Genomic DNA, 18629 nt, shown 5'->3' on the forward strand with positions numbered 1-18629 from the left:
CCGGCGACCGGCATGCTCCATGCACCCACCGTGCCTCATGCGCTCCGGGGAGCCCAGGCTTTGTCCTCGCGACGGTCGGCGAGCGGTCGCGGTGAGCGGGTCGAGCGCGCGACGTGCGGTGTGCCCGCCTCGGCGCCGGTCCCTCGGGCGGCCGTCCCCGGGGGCAGGGTAGCGGCGAAAGGAGAGGCGGCCGTGCGAATCCATCATCTCAACTGCATCTCGACCTGTCCGATCGGCGGCGCGCTGATGGATGGCCAGACGCTGGGGCTCCGCGGGAGGCTGACGTGCCACTGCCTGCTCCTGGAGACGGACAGCGGCCTGGTGCTCGTGGACACCGGGCTTGGGTTGCTGGATGTCTCGATGGCGAGGAAGCGGCTCAGCCGGTTCTTTCTGTTCCTGGTACGACCGGAATTCCGCGCCGAGATGACGGCGTGCCGGCAGATCCAGCGCCTCGGCTTCCGGCCCGAGGATGTCCGTCACATCGTGCTCACCCACCTCGATTTCGACCATGCTGGGGGCCTCGACGACTTTCCTGGCGCGGAGGTCCACCTGCTCGCGGACGAGCGTGACGCCGCGGTCGCCCGGCGGACGCTGCTCGACCGGATGCGTTACCGGCCGGCCCAGTGGTCGACGCAGCCGAACTGGATCGCCTATCCCTCGGACGGCGGAGAGCGCTGGTTCGGCTTCGAGGGGGCGCGGCCGGTGCGTGGTTTGAAGGACGAGGTGCTCTTCGTCCCGCTCATCGGTCACACGCTGGGCCACGCGGGCGTGGCGATCCGGAGCGATGGCGGCTGGCTGCTCCTCGCCGGCGATGCGTACTTCTATTACCGCGAGATGGACCCGGTGCGGCCCACCTGCACGCCCGGCCTGCGCCTCTATCAGCTCATGATGGAGAAGGACCGCGGCGCGCGGCTCGAGAACCAGCGGCGGCTGCGGGCGCTTCGCCGGGAGCACGGCCACGAGGTGACCCTCGTGTGCTCTCATGACGTCGTGGAGTTCGAGCGCCTCACCGGGCGGAGCCACGCCGTGCCGGCGGGCGTCCGGGAGAAGGGCGCGCCCGAGCCGCCGCTGTGGGCCCCCGCTGCGGCCCGAGCACAGCGGATTTGAGCCGCGGAGAGCCCCTGACTACGCCGCGTCCCGCCGCGGCGCCGCCGCCACCGGCAGCGTGAAATGGAACGTCGTGCACCCCCCTTTGGGGCTCTCGACCCAGATCCTGCCGTGGTGCGCCTCGACCAGCCCCTTCGCGATGTACAGCCCGAGCCCGAGCCCGACCGCGCGTTCCTCCCTCGCCCTCCCCCGGAAGAACCGCTCGAACAGCAGCGGGAGATCCTCGGCCGGGATCTCGCGGCCGCCGTTCCGGATGGAGATCTGCACCTCGTCGCCGCGCCGCTCCAGCGACGCCCGGATCGGCGTCTCCGGATCACCGTATTTCACGGCGTTGGAGATGAGGTTGCTGAGCACCTGCTCCACGCGCGCCGCGTCCGCGCACACGACCGGGATCTCGCCCCGGATCTCGACCTCGACCGCGTGTCCCTCCGTCTCGCCCGCCATCCGCTCCACGACCGCCTGAAGGAGCGCCGGCAGATCGACGGGAGCGCTCTCGATCGCGAGCCGCCGCGACTCGATCTGGGAGATGTCCGTCAGATCGGACACCATCCGCCCGAGCCGCTTGGCGCTCGCCACGATATGCCCCGCCCTCGTCTTCACCGCGGCCGCCACCTGGGGCTTGCGCTCGATCTGGGTCGCATAGCCGATGATCGTCGTCACCGGCTGCTTCAGATCGTGCGCCACCACCGACGTCCACTCTTCCTTGAGCCGCTCGAGCTCCTTGAGCCGCGTGATGTCGTCGAAGACGACCACCGCCCCGAGCAGCTTCCCGCCCCCGTCGACGATCGGCCCGGCGCTCACGAGCACCGCCAGCGTGCCGCCGTCGGCGCGCCGCAGCGCGAGCTCCCTCGAGCTCGTGACCTCGCCGCGCAGCGCGCTCGCCGAGGGCTGCTCGCCGTCCGGGAGCGGCTGCCCGTCCAGGGAGCAGAGGCCCCACGCGCCCGCCTGCGCGGGCGGCGCGTCGATCCCGGCGAGCTCCTGGGCGCGATGATTCCAGGCGATCTGCGCGCCGGACTGGTCGAGGAGGAGGATGCCGACGGGCGAGCGCTCGATGACCGCGGTGAGCCAGCTCCGCTCGGCCGAGAGCTGCCGGAGGAGCTGCTCGCGCTCCTCGTCGGCGAGCTTCTCCGCCGTGACGTCGCGCGAGATGCCGATCCCGGCGACCGGGTTGCCGTGCTCGTCGCGCTGGATCGTGATGTGGGTCGATATCCAGCGGATCCGGCCGCTCCTGTCGATGATCCGGAACGTGAGCCGCCCGCCGGCCGCGGCCATCTGCTCGACGAACTCGTGATAACGCCCCTCGTCCTCGGGGTGGATCAGCGTGAGGAACAGCTGAGGGTCCTCGTACCAGGCCTCGGGCGGATGGCCGGTGTGCTCGAGGACGGCGGGGCTGATGTACTCGTACCCGCCTTCCGGGCCGAGCCGCATGCGGAAGATGACGTCGCTCGCGTGCTCCGCGATCATCCGCAGGCGCTCTTCGCTGAGCCGCAAGGCCTGCTCGGCGCGCCGCTGTTCGGTGACGTCGAGGGCCGTGCCGATGAGCCGGAGCGGGGTTCCGTCGTCGGCGCGGACCACGTCCGCCTCGGTGTGGAGGAGGCGCTCTTCGCCGCTCGGGCGGAGGATCCGGTACTCCATGCAGTACGGCCTCTCCCCCCGGAGCGCGAGGTCGACGGCGCGCATGAGGCCCTCGCGGTCCTCCGGGTGGACGCAGGCGAGGAAGCGCTCGTACGTGAGCGCGCCGGCGTCGCGGGACAGCCCCAGCATCGGATAGCACTCCTCGGACCAGAACAGCTCGTCGGTCGGAATGTGCCAGTCCCAGTTGCCCAGCCTGGCGATCTTCTGCGCCCGGGCGAGGCTGTCCTCGCTCAGCCGGAGCGCGGCTTCCGTCTTCCTGGCTTCCGCGATCGCCGCGTTCAGCTGCTCGCGCGTGCGCTCCAGCGCGCGCTTCTCCTGCTCGAGCTCCTCGATCCGCGCGCGCAGGGCGCGGGGCTCGGCGGCGGCGAGCGCCATGCCGAACAGGCTCGACAGGGCGCCCGCGATCTCGACCGCCTCGGCCTGCGGCAGGGTCGGCTGCGCGGCGGCGCAGAGCAGCACCGCGCGCAGGTCGCCGGCGAAGGCGATCGGGATCGCGACCGCGTGGGCGCAGCCGCAGCGGTCGCGCAGGTGGCCGGCGTCGAGCAGCGCCGCTGCGCCCTCGCCGTCCGGCGCGCCCTGGACGACCCCGGCGCGTGCGGCCTCGGCCGCGAGGCTCGGGGCGTCGAGCGGCAGGCGCTGGAGCGCGTCCAGCGCGCCGCCGCCGCCCTCCGAGGCGACGAGCATGAGCGCTCGCGGCCCCTCGGCGAGCTCGTAGAGACAGGCGATGTCGGCGTGCAGGAGGCGCGACGCCGCCGCGACGATCGCGCGCGGCGTGCCGCCCTCGCCGGCGCGCAACAGGGCCAGCGACGCGTCGGCCACGGCGCGGGCAAGCGCGCCGTCCGACGCCGGCGGGTCCCCGCGACGTCCCCTCCCGGACGGTCCACCCCGCTCGGCCCCACGCCCTCCGTCGTCGCTGTTCACTCCGCCCCTCGCGCCTTCTACCCATTCCGGCAGGCGCGAGGTGAGCTTATCACGAGCGCTCGGGCGGCACCTCGGTCCGCTCAGCAGCCCTGCGTCGGGCTCGGGGCAGGGCGCCGGCGGCGCTCGGCCCGCGCAGCGGAGAGCGCCGGGGGAGCCTTGGGTGCTCTCCGGCTGCGCGACATTCGATCGAAGGAGACAGCGCACGTCGTTACAGTGTGAGCGTCGCGATCTCTGCTGTCGCGCTCGCCCTTGCGGAGAGGACGGTGAGCCTCGCGCTGCCGAGTCGGCGCTCGCTCGAGGCGTTGGCGGATCCGTCGGCCCTTGAAGAGAGCCCTTCGGCGGCCCGACGGCCGCAGTCCTGAACGCACTGGACGAGGTGGCCGATCCTCCGCTCCTGGATGGCGTGGTCGCGCTGCGATAGCGCCTCGACGAGGTTCTTCACGAGCTCGTCGCGCTCCCAGGGCTCGAACGCGCGGTACCGCTCGCCGGCCTGGCCGTAGTCGTTCGTGCGCGCGATGGGGCAATGTGGCTGCGGGCGTCATCGTTCCCAATACATCGTCGCTGCTGAAGTAAGTGATAGCTTGGGGCTATCAGCTCTGCGGCGCGGTCGTGGCGCGCTGGTAGGCGCCCCGGAGCGTCGCGGGAGGCGCTGGAGGGCGCTCTCGATGGGGGAGCCGCGGCGGAAGGCGAGCGCGAGGGTGCGGTACGGGGCGCGCGGGGCGAAGCGGCGCAGCGAGAGGGAGCTGGCGGAGGGTGAGGGGATGCGGTGACCAGCGCACGGGCGCAGGTAGTACGCGGCTCGCGGGGGTGCTCTGGGCGCGGAGGGGGCGGCCGCGGGCGGGGGGGCCCGGGGGGCGGGCGCCCTGGGCGACATGCCCGGCGGTTGACGCCTGCGGTCATCTCTCCATGTTCCCCGCGGACGCGGGGTGTCCGCGCATGGAGGAACCATGTCCAAGACAGCGTCGAAGGAGACCAGGAAGATCCGCTACGCCGTCGTCGGGGCGGGCAACATCGCGCAGGTCGCGGTGCTGCCGGCGTTCAAGAACGCCGCCGAGAACTCGGAGCTCGTGGCGCTCGTCTCGGGCGACCCCGAGAAGCTCGCCGCGCTGGGCGAGCGCTACGGTGTCACCGAGCGCGGCGGGTACGACGAGCTCGAGGACGTGCTGAGGCGCGCGCGGGCGGACGCGGTGTACATCGCCCTGCCCAACGCGATGCACCGCGAGTACACGGAGCGGGCCGCGGCGGCGGGCGTCCACGTGCTCTGCGAGAAGCCGATGGCCATGACCGAGGAGGACTGCGAGGCGATGATCCGCGCCACGAAGGACCGCGGCGTGAGGCTGATGATCGCCTATCGCCTGCATTTCGAGGAGGCGAACCTGCAGGCCGTCGAGATCGCGCGCTCGGGCAAGCTCGGTGAGGTGCGCGCCTTTACCTCGCTGTTCACGCAGGTGGTGCGCCCCGGTGACATTCGCACCCGGAGCGACGAGGGCGGCGGCGCGCTGTTCGATCTGGGCGTGTACTGCGTGAATGCCGCCCGGTACCTCTTCCGCGAGGAGCCGAGCGAGGTGCTCGCCACGAGCCTGCGGATCGACGAGAGGCGCGCCAAGGATGTCGACGAGACCACGGCGGCCATCCTGCGTTTCCCGAGCGGCGCCGTCGCGCAGTTCACCGTCAGCCAGGGGCTCGCGAGCGTGTCGTCGTTCCGCCTCGCGGGCACCGAGGGGGATCTGCGCGTGGAGCCGGCCTTCGATTACACGGCCGACATCAAGCATTACCTGACGGTGGGCGGGAAGACGGAGGAGAAGACGTTCAAGAAGCGCGACCAGTTCGCCCCCGAGCTCGTCTATTTCTCGCGCTGCATCCTCGAGGACAGGGAGCCGGAGCCGTCGGGACTCGAGGGGCTCGCGGACGTGCGGGTGATGCTGGCGATCCAGAGCTCTGCGGCGAGCGGGAGGGTCGAGGCGATCCCGCCGCTCAAGCTGGAGCAAAGGCCCGATATGGGCCAGAACATCAAGAAGCCCGCGGTTGCCACGCCGGAGCCGGTGAAGGCGCCGTCGCCGTCGGAGCAGTGAGGGAGGACCAGGACGACGCCAACCCGGACGACCCTAACCCGGGTTGGCGAGAGAAGGGAGATCACGCGACCCAGACCATCAGACCCAGGTTGAGGACCACCTGGACCACCCGACCCGACCACGACCACCCGACCCAGGTTGAGACCATCCAGACCACCCGACCCAGGTTGAGACCACCCGACCCAGGTTGAGACCACCCGACCCAGGTTGGGACCACCCGACCCAGGTTGAGGACCACCCGACCCAGGTTGCGCGACCGACCGAAGTTGGTACGACCAGATTGGCGACGACCCGACCCCGTTTTCCGCTCTCAACCGACCCAGGTCGGAAGAGGGAGAAGGACGATGGTATGGTGACGAACCCAGGTTGGGGAAGGAAAGGGGAAGAAGGGGAACCCAGGTTGGGGAGGGGGGGGAGGGAGGGAAGGGCAGGGAGGGAAGGGGCAGCCCAGGCCGGAGGAGCAGCCGCAGGTTGGGCGAGCCGCAAGGACTGTCCAGGTGGCGGACCACCTGGCGCCCTGGCGGCGCCACCCAAAGAAGCGAGCCAAGTCCTTGAAATCATTCGCACCAGCCGACGGCACGGCGTTTGTCATTGTACGCCAGCCATGAGCCAGCCCCGCGAAATTGCCGCAGGCGCCACCTACCTCATCACCCGTCGCGTCCTGCGCAGGCATCTGCTCTTCCGCCCGGATGCGGCCATCACCCAGCTCTTGGTCTACATCCTCGCCGTCTCGACGCGCCGCTTCGGCATCGAGGTCCACGCGCTCTGCGCGATGTCGACGCACCTGCACCTCGTCGTGACCGATACGATGGGCGTCCTGCCGCGCTTTTTGCAATTCTTCCATCGCATCGTCGCGCTCGGGACCAAGGTGCTCCGCACGTGGGAAGGGCCAGTGTGGGACCACGAGGCTACGAGCGTGGTGCGGCTGCTGACGCGGGCGGCGGTCGTGGAGAAGATCGCCTACGTGCTCGCGAATCCTGTGGCCGCCGGCCTGGTCCGACATGCGCACGAGTGGCCGGGCGCCAAGGTGGATGTGAACGATCTCGGCTGCGGCGTGCTGCGCGCGATGCGACCCGCGGCATATCTCGATCCGAAAAATCCGCAGTGGCCAGAAGAAGTGACGCTCGCGCTCGCGCTGCCGCCTGCCGTAGAACAGGACGGCGGCGATGGCTTTCGCTGCGAGGTCGCCGCCGAGCTGGAGCGACAGGAAGCGCAGGCCCGTGAAGAGGTGGAGCGGCGAGGGCAACACGTCCTTGGCGCCGAGGGCGCCAGCCGGGTGTCCCCATATGAGCGTGCCACGAGCTTCGAACCGCTGCGCGACTGCAGTCCGACGTTTGCGGTCGGCCGCGAGCAGGGCGATGCATGGCGAATCGCTGCTGCCGCCGTGCGTACGTTTCGTGCGTCGTATCGCGCGGCGCTCGAACGGTGGCGCAGCGGTGTGCGCAACGCCGTATTCCCCGCGGGGACGTGGTGGATGCGCGCGTTTCACGGAGCCACCGTGGCGGACGCCGTGCTCACGGTGTAGTTGCTGCGCCGGCGGGGCACGGAGAGGCGACGGGGGGCGATACGTCGTCGGAGGGCACGTGCGTCTGAAGCTGGCGGAGCGAGGCGACTCAAGATGCCCATGAGCCGTGCGTATGACGACGTGGATGGAGTTGCGGCCCGAGCGACCACGACGTGGTGCCGGGGCGAGAGCGCTATAGGCGCTGCTTGGTTGGAACGAACACAACCTGGATTGGCTCGGGTGGGTAGGTCGCAGGTGGCACTGCAGGTAGCAACCTGATTTGAGTCGCTCTTCACGGGTCCGCGTTAATCTGTCTGCGGCGCGTGCGTGTACAAGGGCGCGGTGCTTTGTGCAGATTTGTGGATGGCGAGCGGCCGACCTTCACCCGGGTAGCTCGCGGGTGAGCAACCTGGGTCGGGTAAGTCGGGTCGGGGAAGCCGTGTGAGCAACCCGGGTCGGGTAAGTCCACGCAATCCGGGTCAGGTCCGCCCCACTCAATGCAGGTCCGCGCCACTCAATGCAGGTCAGGTCCTCCCAATGCAGGTCAGGTCCGGGCCGGCTTACCCGTTGGCCCTGGCGACGGCCTCGAGCTGGGCAGCGCACTGGCCCCAGCCTTCGTGGAACCCCATCTTCTCGTGCGCCTCGCGGTCGGCGACCGTCCAGTGGCGGGCGCGGGCGGTGTACTTCGTCTTGCCGCCTTGGTCCTCGAACGTCAGGATCACCGTCATGAACGGCTTCTCCGACGGCTCCCATGCCGTGGTGTACGCGTCGGTGAAGACGAGCCGCTCGTTCTCGACAACCTCGAGGAAGACACCCCTGTTCGGGTAGTCGTTCCCTTGTGGGTCGCGCATCACGATCAGGCTGGCGCCGCCAGGCCGCACGTCGAGCTCGGCGAAGGGCGTGGTGAACGGCTGAGGGGCGAACCACTTCTTGAGGAGCTCAGGGTCGGTCCAGGCCTTGAACACCTTCTCGCGCGGCGCGTCGATGATACGCGTCAACACGAGGTCGCGGTCGGAAGTCGGGGTGGCTTCGGGGTTGGTGGTCATGCGTCGTCTCCTTTTCGGTGATGGGCGTAGGACGTTCGAGAGAGCCCTGGACAGGCGCCGCCTCGGACGGCTCGATGCGCGTGGCGCTCGGCGTCTAGAAGGAGGCGATCTCGGCGCCGCCGTTCCGAACCTCGGCTTCCTTGGCTCGTGCTCGTTCGATCTTCGAAGTGTTGGACAGACCGGCACCCCGAAACTCATCGGTCCCCCGTCTTTTTTTGGGGGACGCGTGCCGCACTTCCGCGTCGCGCTGGAGGACATCAGCGCCGGGCCGGACGAGGCGCTGCGGGCGCGAGCGACGGCGGCGCTGACGCGCGTCGTGCTCCGGTGCTTCCGGTATGCCCGTCACCCGAGGAGCCGGTCGCGCGCCCACCGGGCTTGACCGACCTCATCCCGCAGGTGCGCCGTGCCCCCGGCGCCGGGGGTGCGGTCTCGCTCGACCGAGCGCTGACGCGGCCCCACGCGCCCTCCTCGCGCGCGCCGCGGCCCCGCGGTTACCCTTCCAGGTACGAGCCGAGCTCTCGTTGCCGCGAGCGCATCCGGAGCTTCTCGAGCAGCTTCGCCTCGATCTGGCGGATGCGCTCCCGCGTCAGCGAGAACGACTGCCCGATCTCCTCGAGCGTCTCGTCCTCGTTGCCGTCGAGGCCGAAGCGGCGCCGCAGGAGCTCGCGCTCGCGCGGCTGCAGCGAGTCGAGCAGCTCGCGCGTCTGCTCGATCAAGCGGCGCCGCGCCAGCATGTCGGCGGGCGTCGGCTCCTCGTTGGCCAGCAGATCGCCGAACCGGGTGTCGCCTTCCTCGCCGACCGGGGCGTCGAGGCTGAGCGGCTCCAGGGCGAGCTCGCCGATCACGCGCACCTTCTCCACGGAGAGCCCGCTGCGCTCCGCGACCTCCTCGACCGTGGGCTCGCGCCCGCGCTCCTGCACCAGGTCGCGCCGGGCGCGGACCACCTGGCTCCGGATCGCGGTGAGGTGGACCGGCATGCGGACGGGCTTACCCTGGTTGAGGATCGTCCGCTTGATGGCCTGCTTGATCCACCACGCAGCGTAGGTGCCGAAGCGGTGGCCGCGGCGGTACTCGAACTTGTCGGCGGCGCGGATCAGGCCGAGGTTGCCTTCCTGCACGAGGTCGAGCAGCGGGACGCCGAAGCGCTGGTGCTCCCGCGCGATGGCGACCGCGAGCCGGAGGTTCGCCTGGACGAGCTCGGACTTCGCCTGGGCGACCGCGCGGCGCCCCCGGGCGATCGCCGCGAGCGTGGCCTCGATCGGCGCGCGCTCCGCCTTGTCGGCTGCGGCCGCCGCTGCGCGCAGGCTCCGCTCGATGCGCTCCTCGAAGGCCGGATCGAGGCGCAGCTCGGCGAGGCCAGCGGCCAGGCCCGCGAGGGCGATCTCCACGCCCTCGTCGTCCTGCTTGCGGGCGGCGAGCGCTCGGGCGACATCGAGCAGGCCCGCGAGCCGCGCCGCGCAGGCGTCCGCCTCGGGATCGTTCGCGTCGGCCTCGCACAAGAGGTCCCGGATGCTGAGCGCCCCGTGCTCGACGTCCTCCGCCGTGAAGGCCAGCTCGCGAAGGGCGATCGGCGAGCGGACCCACGCCTCGAAGCACGCGAGCGCGCCAGCCTCGATGCGACGGCCGATCGCGACCTCGCCCTCGCGCGTGAGCGGCTGGCTGCCGGCGAGCGACCGGAAGTAGAGCTCGGTCGCCCCGAGCGAGGCCTGCGCGCCTGCGGCCTTCGCACGGCGCGCAGGAGCGCGCTCGCCCCCGCGCTCGCCCGCGGAATCGATGGAAACGGGAAAACTCGATTCGGACTCGCTCGCCGACAGCGAGGAACGGAACCTCATTCAATGCGCTCCAGTGTTGCCGCTGCGTCGTGCCTGACCACGAAGGGCGTGAGGGGGCACGATCATCGAGGCGCCTCGATATCCTAACCGCCGAGGACGTAAATAGGAAAACGAATCGCGCGCCGATTTGACGTATTTTCAAGGCGTTTTTCTGGGGTCTGCCGCCGCTCGGAGCGGCGGGTTTCTCCGCCGGCGCGGGAGCGCGCGGGCGCGGGTCGCCGGACGAGCGGACACGGCGTGCTGGGCCGTCGGCGGTGCACGCCGGTGCGGTTTGGTCGTCGGGTACTGTCGCTGGACGTGGCCAAGCCAGCGCCCGACGCGCACGGCGGACCGAGGCGCCGGGCCATGCTCGTCACGGACATCAAGGCCGACGTTGCTCGATGCGTTCCTGAGCTGAGCCATCGGTCGAGGCAAGGCAGACGGGATCGTTGGAAGCGAGCGGAGCGGGCTCATGTATGAGCGCTCCAGACGCTCCGCTCGGCGCGCTGGTCCGCCGATCCCAGCCTCGCGCGGCGCGTGATCCGCCGGCGTCCCGCCTCGTTGCCGCCTGGTCGGCTGCCGCGCCCGCGCCTATGCTCCACGCCCGCGCTGCCCTCGGAGCGCGAAGCGGGCCACGCCACGCAGGAGCGACGCGCATGATCCAGATCTTCGGCTCCGCCAAGTGCAAGGCGACGCGGGCGGCGCAGCGGTTCTTCGCCGACCGCGGCATCAAGGTGCAGCTCGTCGACGTGCGCGACAAGGGCCTCTCCAAGGGGGAGCTCGCGAGCGTGGCGCGCGCCGTGGGCGGCATGCGCGCGCTCTACGACGCGGAGGGCCCGCGGGTGAAGGAGCGCGGCCTGCAGCACCTCGGCCCGAGCGAGGCGCGGATCGCCGAGCTCCTGCTGGACGATCCGCTCCTGCTCCGCACGCCCATCGTGCGCGACGGCGCGCGCGCGTGCGTGGGCCAGGCCGAGGCGACGTGGAAGGCCTTCGCGGAGTCCGCCAAGGCCGGCTGAGGCGCTCGCGCGACGGCCGCGGGAGCCCTCGACAGGCGCGCCGCCGCGCCGTCACCCTCCAGGCGCGCGCCCGTACTCCTTGAGCTTGCGGTACAGCGTCGACACGCCGATCCCGAGCTCCGCCGCGGTCCTCGTCTGGTTGCCGCCATTGCGCGCCAGCGCGGCCAGGATGTGCTCCTTCTCGACCTCGCCGAGCGTCCGCGCGCGCTCCCCGGGCGCCGGCGCGCGCGGGCCGGCGTCCGGCGGCTGCAGGGCCGAGCGCACCTCCTCGGGCAGATCGTCGGCCTCGACCCGCCGGGCCTCGGCGAGCGCCACGGCGCGCTCCATGGCGTTCTCCAGCTCCCGCACGTTGCCGGGCCACGCGTACCGGACCAGGCGATCGGCCGCGCCGGGGCTGAGGCGCGGCGCCGGCCGCCGCATGCGCGCGGCCGCCTGCACGAGCAGCGCCCGCGCGAGCGGCAGGATGTCCTCCCGGCGCTCGCGCAGCGGCGGGAGCCGGAGCTCGACCACCTTGAGCCGATAATAAAGGTCCTTCCTGAAGCGGCCGGCCGCCACCTCCGCGGCGAGCTCGCGGTTGGTCGCCGCCACCACCCGCACGTCGACCGGGCGGCTGCGGTTCTCGCCAACCCGCCGCACCTCGCGCGCCTGCAGCGCCCGGAGCAGCTTCACCTGCACCCCCGCCGGCAGCTCGCCCACCTCGTCGAGGAACAGCGTCCCTCCGGCCGCCGCCTCGAAGATCCCCGCGCGGTCCCGCGTCGCGCCCGTGAAGGCGCCGCGCGCGTGCCCGAAGAGCTCGCTCTCGAGCAGCGGCTCCGGGATCGCCGCGCAGTTGATGGCGAGCAGCGGCGCTCGCGCGCGGGGCGAAGCGTCGTGGACGAGCCGCGCCACCCGCTCCTTGCCGGTGCCGCTCTCGCCCGTGATCAGCACCGTGGCGTCCACCTGGGCCACCCGCCGCGCGAGCTCCAGCACGCGCTGCATGGCCGGGCTCGACGCGAGGACGCCGCCCGGCTCCGCCCCCGCCGCGGTCCGCAGGAGCGTCTCGGCGCGCGCCTTCAGCCTGCGCTCGGCGCGCCCCAGCGCCTCGGCGGCGCGGCGCAGCGAGGCGTCGAGGCGATCCTCCTGGAAGAACGGCAGGTGCGGCTCGAGCTCGGCGCCCCAGGCCTCTGCCGCGCGGCCGGCGAACAGGCAGCTCGCGTCGCCGCGGCCGAGGCAGCGGCGCTCGATCACGTAGATGTCCCGGCCCTCGACGCAGCTCAGGTAGCCGCTCGCGAAGCCCGCGAGCGTCCAGCACACCGGCGCCTCCGCGCGGCCGAGGTGCAAGAGGTGCTGCTCCGCCTCGTACGAGGCCTCCACCGTCGCGCCCTCGGGCGACAGCGGGCCGTCCGCGCCCGGCGCGAGGCGGATCATCCCCTGGAGCGTGTGGATGCGCCCGCCCGCGTTGCGCCACTCCTCGTCGCTCTCCAGCGGGAGCTCGGCGCGCGCCGCCTCGGCCGTGCGGAAGCCGTGCGCGAAGCCGAAGCGGGTGAGGATCGCGCGGGCTGCCGCGGCTCCCAGCGCGTCGATGAGCTGCTTGCGCAGGAGGCCCATCGCCACGGCATCGAGCAGGATCGCACGCGCCCCGGAGAAGCGGAGCTCGCCGGCCTGCGGGTCGACCGTGAGGAGCTCCGAGAGATCGAGATCTGCTGCGCGCATGCTGCCTGCCGGGTCGGCGTGACCGGAGCATAGGTGGCTCGCCGGGCGCGCGGAAGGCTCGGACACGCCGCTCGGCGCCCGGCGGGGATCGAGCGGCGCGGGGCCCGCCGGACCGCTGCTTCACGAGACATCCCGGCGAGCGCGCGTCACAGCCGAGCGTGGTAGTCCTGGATGACGTCGTGATGCGCCTGCGACATGACCGGTCCGGTCGGGAGGCGCTTGATGAGCGGCTGCCTGAATCGCCATGAGAGCTGTGACGCCGAGATCCACAACGGGTGCGAGACCGACACGGAGAGCGACAGCATGCGTTGCCGCCATCGCAACACGCCGCGTACCCGCGGCCGCACCCTCACCGCATATGAGGAAGGCGTCTGCCAGAAATGGGAGAGGATGAGGCGGGAGCGCGGCGCCTCTCCGGCGCCGCGCCCTCCTCGCGAGGACCCGCAGAGGGCCCGCGCGCCAGCGGCGTCAGACCGCCCTGGCGCGCCGCGTCGAGATCAGAGCGGCCTTTTCGCACGGTAGCGCGCGTAGCAACCCGGGCAGCGCCACTCCATCATCCTCCGCCCGTTCGCTTCGACGGTCCGCGTCAGCCGCCAGCCATAACGAGAGCTGATGAGCGTGTAGTTCGTCTCCGTCTTCGGTGCAGGCGTACCGCAATCCACGCACCGCTGTGCGACGCGCTGCTCGCTGTCCGGCGGCTCTCTCGTCACGTGACCTGACGCTGGGGCCGTGCTCTTCGGGCCATCGAGCGTTCCCGGGTAGAATGAATCGCGCCTCGTCGCCGACATCTGAACCTCAGGGTGTACGCCGAAAGTCCGCTGAGCGCGCCGCCTCGCCCGTCCGCGGGGCGCCCGGAGGCTGGCCCTAAGAAGTGTACCGAAGCACGTATCGGGTGCCAAGGTCGATCGCGGCGAGACGAGCCCACGAGGATGGCGCCGGCCTCTCGTGCATCGAGCGCATGCTGCGGCACCGGTGGTGATCACCCGGAATGCGGATGGATGCCTACAGCGCGCGAGATCGACCCCCCCTTGTCGGTCCGCCGCGGCGCCGGTCGAGGTCGTCCCGGTCGCTCCGGGCGCGCTCCTGCGGCTCGGCGGGGGCCTGGAGGCAGCGAGGAGCGGGAGCACGCTGCCGCGATCACCGCTCGCGGTGCCCGCGATCACCCTCGCGGTGCCCGCGATCACCCTCGCGGTGCCGCTCCTCGACGTGGTGCCGTCGACGCTCCGCGCGAGGCTTCTTCGCCGGCCGCGCCGGCGTCGCCGGCCTGGCCGCCGCCCCCGCCTTGACCGTCGCGCCCGCGCTGACCGTCGCGCCTGCCCGGACCGTGACCGCTGGCCTCGCCGGCGCCGCCGGCCGGACCGTGGTCGCGTGGTGCCCGTGGTCGCGGTGCCCGTGGTCGCGGTGCACGTGGCCGCGGTGCACGGGGTGCCCGTGGTCGCGGTGCACCTGGGGATGGTGGTGATGGTGAGCGCGGCGGCGCTCGAAGTCGACGCGGTAGTGGACCAGCGCGCGCGGCTCGTCGCGGTAGTAGACCCAGCCGTGGCGCGACGGATAGTACCAGCGGCCGTCCACGTAGTAGACGTACGTCCCGCGGTAGTACACGCGCGGGTAGGTCTCGATCTGGACCGGCGGCGCTGCGATGTGAACGACTGGCTCCTCGTACACCGCGAACTCGTGGTACGTGACCGTCGCAGGCGCGGCGGCCCTGGTGTGGACCTCCGCCGCGCATCCGGTCGCGCCGAGGAGCGCGAGCGTGACGAGCGCGGCCAGGGCGGCGAGCTTGCTCCGCTGCGGGGCGTGCGCCGTGGCTGTGGGGGACGAGTGTTCGAGGACTGGCACGTTCATCTCCATGGGGTTCACAGGAGCAACTGCGATGCCACCCGGCAGCCCGGAGGCAGCCGCCGGCGCCTGGCAGCGCGCCTGCTCCTGGTATAGCGCTTGCTGACCCTCCGCGCATCGGCGCGACGGCGCCAGGCTTGGATAAAGGAAGACGATCCCATGAAACTCTCGAAGGTGCTCTCGGGTCTCGCTGGCTGCGTCCTCTCCACTGCCTCGCTCACGGGGTGCATCATCGTCGATGGCGACGATGACGGCTCGCTCACCGTCTCGATGACCATCGACGGCAGCGACGCCGCGTGGGAGTGCTTCGATCACGACGTGAGCGGGCTCGCGGTCAGCGTCGAGGACGAGGCGGGCTTCCTCGTCGCGGAGGAGGTCACGGACTGCGAGGATTTCGGCCTCACCATCGGCGGCCTCTCCGAGGGGTACTATGACGTCGAGGTCTGGCTCGTGGATTTCGACGGACACACCATCAGCGATATCGTGCGCGTCGAGGGCGTCGACGTGCTCGACGGCCACGACACGCTCGTGGACGTCGATTTCCCCTGGACGTGGATCGATCCGTGACGCGCGCGGCGCGCCCGAGCGGCCGCGCGTAGGCCCTGCCGTCGGCGGTCGCTCGCGCCGCTCAGAACTTCTCCACCGACGGGCGCACGTCGATCTCGTGGGTCCAGGCGCTCGGCGGCTGGGCGTGGAGCTGGAAGTACGTCTCTGCCAGCGCCTCCGGGGCGAGCAGCGTGGCGGCGTCTCGGTCCGGCGCCGTGGCGCGCACGCGGGGCGTGTCGATCACGCCGTCGACGATCACATGCGCCACATGGATGCCGCGCGGGCCGAGCTCGCGCGCGAGCGACTGGGCCAGGGCGCGGAGGCCGAACTTGCCCACCGCCAAGGCCGCGAAGCGCGCGCCGCCGCGGAGCGAGGCCGTGGCGCCGGTGAAGAGGAGCGTCCCCCGGCCGCGCGCAAGCATGTCGGGCAGCGCCGCCTGCGCGCTCAGGAAGCCGCCGAGGCAGTTGATCTTCCAGGCGTCCTCGAGCTCTCGCGCGGTGAGCTCCAGGGCGCCGGCCATGCGAAATGCACCAGCGTTGTAGATCACCACCTCCGCCGGGCCGAGCGCCTCCTTCATCCGCGCGAAGGCCGCCGCGACCGAGGCCGGATCGGCGGCGTCCGCGGGGACGCTCAGGGCGCGCCCGCCGGCCTGCTCGATCTCCCGCTGCACGGCCTCGCAGGTGGCGGCCGTCCGGGCCACGAGCCCGATCGAGAATCCCGCGCTCGCAAAGCGCCTGGACACCGCGGCTCCCAGGCCGGGGCCGACACCGACGACGACAGCTACCTTGTTCGAGCTCATGCGTTGACCACCTTCCTGCCGGGCCTCGCGCCCGGCGAACGCTGGCAGATTACCCTCGTCCGGGGCTCGCGGCGGCGCGCGTCGAACCCGTCCTGCAGCAGATCCTCGTCAAGGCGCGTGACCCGCCCCGCGTCGCGACGGGGATCTGCCTCGGAGCTCGACGAGGTCGTCCTCCGGGGGGGCCCTCCACTGACGCACGAAGAAGGGCCACGCGTCGTGGAGATACACGCTGAACGGGACCCACCAGATGAGATCGTTCGTCAGGCAGAGGATGGCGGACCGGGGCGGCCACTGCCCGGTCGCGAGCAGGGCCACGAGGCCGATCGGCCCGAGGAGCTTGCCGAGCAGGCCGACGGCGGCGAGGAGAAAGCTGCGCTCCGGGGCGCGCGCGACCTCCGCATAGAGGACGGCGTACACGCCGACCACCATCCCGAGGCAGGCGAAGATCGCGGGGTGGTTGAGGGGCGGCATGCCCGCGAAGCGAAACAGCCATTGCGGGTCGAGCGCCGCGTAAAGCCCCCAGCAGGCGTTGTAGAGGGCGGCGAGCGAGAAGACGGCGCGGTGCAGTCGGCGGCGGGGGATCATGGGGCCTCTCAGGCGGCGGGCGTGAGGGCCAATATATCCGCGGCCCGCGCGATCCTGAAGAACGCGGCCATGATCGCGGGAGGGACTCCCCTTACCGCTGATCCTGCTGACTGCCTTGCTGCTGCGCGTACGCCTGCGGGCCTTGCTGCTGGCCGCGTCGCTGCTGGCCGAGCTAGACGCCCTGCTGCTGGCCGCGCTGCTGCTGGCCGAGCTGGCCGCGCTGCTGCTGGCCGAGCTGGCCGCGCTGCTGCTGGCCGCGCTGCTGCTGGCCGCGCTGGATGCCCTGCTGCTGGCCGCGCTGCTGCTGGCCGAACTGGGCGCCCTGCTGCTGGCCGCGCTGCTGCTGTCCGAACTGGGCGCCCTGCTGCTGGCCGCGCTGCTGCTGGCCGAGCTGGATGCCCTGCTGCTGGCCGCGTTGCTGCTGGCCGACGAGCTGGATGCCCTGCTGCTGGCCGCGTTGCTGCTGGCCGAACTGGGCGCCCTGCTGCTGGCCGCGTTGCTGCTGGCCGAACTGGGCGCCCTGCTGCTGGCCGCGCTGCTGCTGGCCGCCTTGCTGTCCGAACTGGGCACCCCGCTGCCCTTGCTGCTGGACGCCCTGCTGGCCGAACTGGGCGCCCTGTTGCTGGCCGCGCTGCTTCTGCGGGCCCTGCTGCTGGACGCCCTGCTGCCCGTACTGGGCGCGTTGCTGCTGGCCGCCTTGCTGCCCGTACTGGGCGCCTTGCTGCTGGCCGCGTTGCTGTCCGTACTGGGCGCCTTGCTGCTGGCCGCCCTGCTGCTCCTGCAGCAGCGTGCAGAAGAGCTGCTCGGCCTCTCTCAGGTGCTCCTCGACGTCCGCTCGCACCGCCTTCACGTGAGCGCGCAGCCTCGCGTTGTCCGCGCGCGCGACGGACGGCATGTCGAGGAGCTCGATGGCGCGGCGATGGAGGGAGACCTGCGCCCAGATGTAGGCGATGTCGAACTCGGCGCCTTCCTGGTCTTCCAGCGGCTCGCGCAGCTCGGTCGAGCTGGCCTCGAGCTGCTCGCAGCGCGAGCAGGCCTCGATGTTGGCCCTGCCGCCCTCAGACGTCTCCGCCCCGCGCTGCCCCGCCCGCGAGCGCTCCTCGATGATCTGCTCGGCGTAGCGCTGCACCTCCGGGGACTCGGCCTTGTCTCGAGCGATCTCCGACAGCTCGACCTCCTTCTGGTGGATGACCGAGACCAGCATCGTGATCTCCGCCTCCGACCCCTGCTGCATCTCGCCCTGCCGGCCGGCCTGCCCGCGGCCGCCTTGCCGACTGCCGATCTCGCCGCGGCCTCCCTGCCTGCCGCCTTGATAGCCGGCCTGCTCGCCGCACTCGTGCGTGCCGCCCCCGCGCTGGCCGCCGGCCTGCCCGCCGACGCGCTGTCCGCCTTGCTGGCCGGCCTGCCCGCCGACGCGCTGCCCGCCTTGCTGGCCGGCCTGCCCGCGACCTCCCTGCCTGCCGCCGGCGTGCTCGCCGCCGCGCTGCCCGCCGCCGCCTCTCGCGCCGTCTCTGCCTGTCTGGCCGCCGCTCCTGTCTGCGCCCGTGGTGCCCCTGCCGGCCCCTTGGTCGCCGGCCGTCCCCTCGCGGCCCGCCTCGGCATCCTCGTCGCCGCCGATGCAGCCGCCAGCCCCCGCGAGGACAAAGCTCCCCGCGAACATGATCGCCATGAGGCGACCTGAACGATTGCCCAACATCTGCTTGCTCCTTGCTCGATATCGGCGCGCTGTCGCGCTCACCTGCCGGTTATCGGCCCCCAACATCTGGGTTCTCGCCGCCGGGATGGTGAGCGAGGGGGAGCCCGAAGCCAGCATCGTCTTTTCCCCGAGAGCCCCACGCCTCCGGCGCGATCAGCGCGAGAATCGTAGTCCCGCTCAACGTCGACCCTGCCCGTCGCAAAACAGCCAGCCCGCAGCAGCGGCTCTCTCTCTCGCTCACGTGACCTCGCCGCGCACGCGCCCGCCCGGGGCGCCGCCCCGGAGCCGCCGCGCGCCCCCGTCCGCGCCGGCGCGGGCCGGACAGGCCGCCTGACGACAGCCGAGCCGCCGTGCGCGCGC

The 18629-nt window shown here is 71.9% G+C and carries 14 protein-coding genes; 5 read left to right on the top strand and 9 right to left on the bottom strand.

Features of this window, described 5'->3' with window-relative positions; all coding sequences use genetic code 11:
* Window positions 1-192 precede the first annotated feature (192 nt).
* On the top strand, window positions 193-1107 hold the full coding sequence (locus tag WMF20_RS01740; protein WP_437610127.1) for an MBL fold metallo-hydrolase: 915 nt from the start codon (window positions 193-195) through the stop codon (window positions 1105-1107).
* 18 nt (window positions 1108-1125) lie between these two features.
* Here the strand turns inward: WMF20_RS01740 and WMF20_RS01745 are convergent, their stop codons facing one another.
* Entirely contained in the window at window positions 1126-3561 is a 2436-nt protein-coding gene (locus WMF20_RS01745; RefSeq protein ID WP_437610129.1) for a PAS domain-containing protein, read from the bottom strand.
* Between the two features lie 310 nt (window positions 3562-3871).
* The gene (locus WMF20_RS01750) at window positions 3872-4180 is read right to left on the bottom strand and encodes a catalase-related domain-containing protein (RefSeq protein ID WP_437617260.1); all 309 of its coding nucleotides are present in this window, start codon (window positions 4178-4180) and stop codon (window positions 3872-3874) included.
* A 430-nt stretch (window positions 4181-4610) separates the two neighbouring features.
* Between WMF20_RS01750 and WMF20_RS01755 the strand changes: the two genes are divergently transcribed.
* Together WMF20_RS01755 and WMF20_RS01760 are read left to right on the top strand one after the other, a co-directional pair.
* Window positions 4611-5735 carry a Gfo/Idh/MocA family protein gene (locus WMF20_RS01755; protein ID WP_437610131.1) on the top strand — a complete coding sequence of 375 codons (1125 nt, stop codon included), beginning with the start codon at window positions 4611-4613 and terminating at the stop codon, window positions 5733-5735.
* A 604-nt stretch (window positions 5736-6339) separates the two neighbouring features.
* Window positions 6340-7260 (top strand): transposase, encoded by a 921-nt coding sequence (locus WMF20_RS01760; protein WP_437610133.1) that lies wholly within the window; start codon window positions 6340-6342, stop codon window positions 7258-7260.
* 539 nt (window positions 7261-7799) lie between these two features.
* On the opposite strand, the gene WMF20_RS01765 is transcribed toward WMF20_RS01760, so the two are convergent.
* A complete protein-coding gene (locus WMF20_RS01765; RefSeq protein WP_129572719.1) occupies window positions 7800-8285 on the bottom strand; it encodes an SRPBCC family protein in 486 nt (161 codons plus the stop codon).
* Window positions 8286-8776: 491 nt separating this feature from the next.
* Window positions 8777-10117, bottom strand: a complete 1341-nt coding sequence (locus WMF20_RS01770) for a sigma-70 family RNA polymerase sigma factor (protein WP_129572720.1) — start codon at window positions 10115-10117, stop codon at window positions 8777-8779.
* Window positions 10118-10752: 635 nt separating this feature from the next.
* On the opposite strand from WMF20_RS01770, the gene WMF20_RS01775 reads away from it, so the two are divergent.
* Entirely contained in the window at window positions 10753-11112 is a 360-nt protein-coding gene (locus tag WMF20_RS01775; RefSeq protein WP_129572721.1) for an arsenate reductase family protein, read from the top strand.
* A gap of 51 nt (window positions 11113-11163) precedes the next feature.
* On the opposite strand, the gene WMF20_RS01780 is transcribed toward WMF20_RS01775, so the two are convergent.
* Both WMF20_RS01780 and WMF20_RS01785 read right to left on the bottom strand, forming a co-directional pair.
* Window positions 11164-12804, bottom strand: coding sequence for a sigma 54-interacting transcriptional regulator (locus WMF20_RS01780; RefSeq protein WP_437610136.1), 1641 nt, complete (start codon window positions 12802-12804; stop codon window positions 11164-11166).
* A 1137-nt stretch (window positions 12805-13941) separates the two neighbouring features.
* Entirely contained in the window at window positions 13942-14643 is a 702-nt protein-coding gene (locus WMF20_RS01785; protein WP_437610138.1) for a hypothetical protein, read from the bottom strand.
* A 159-nt stretch (window positions 14644-14802) separates the two neighbouring features.
* Here WMF20_RS01785 and WMF20_RS01790 point away from each other — a divergent pair, with 159 nt between their 5' ends.
* A complete protein-coding gene (locus tag WMF20_RS01790; protein ID WP_437610140.1) occupies window positions 14803-15210 on the top strand; it encodes a hypothetical protein in 408 nt (135 codons plus the stop codon).
* A gap of 61 nt (window positions 15211-15271) precedes the next feature.
* On the opposite strand, the gene WMF20_RS01795 is transcribed toward WMF20_RS01790, so the two are convergent.
* From WMF20_RS01795 to WMF20_RS01805, 3 genes are all read right to left on the bottom strand, one after another.
* Window positions 15272-15988, bottom strand: coding sequence for an SDR family NAD(P)-dependent oxidoreductase (locus tag WMF20_RS01795; RefSeq protein WP_437610142.1), 717 nt, complete (start codon window positions 15986-15988; stop codon window positions 15272-15274).
* 108 nt (window positions 15989-16096) lie between these two features.
* Complete coding sequence (locus tag WMF20_RS01800; RefSeq protein WP_437610144.1) at window positions 16097-16573, bottom strand: hypothetical protein; 477 nt, start codon at window positions 16571-16573, stop codon at window positions 16097-16099.
* Window positions 16574-16745: 172 nt separating this feature from the next.
* On the bottom strand, window positions 16746-18386 hold the full coding sequence (locus WMF20_RS01805) for a DUF4142 domain-containing protein (RefSeq protein WP_437610146.1): 1641 nt from the start codon (window positions 18384-18386) through the stop codon (window positions 16746-16748).
* Window positions 18387-18629 lie beyond the last annotated feature (243 nt).

The organism is Sorangium sp. So ce834 (genome assembly GCF_051521425.1).
Lineage (GTDB): Bacteria > Myxococcota_A > Polyangia > Polyangiales > Polyangiaceae > Sorangium > Sorangium cellulosum_D.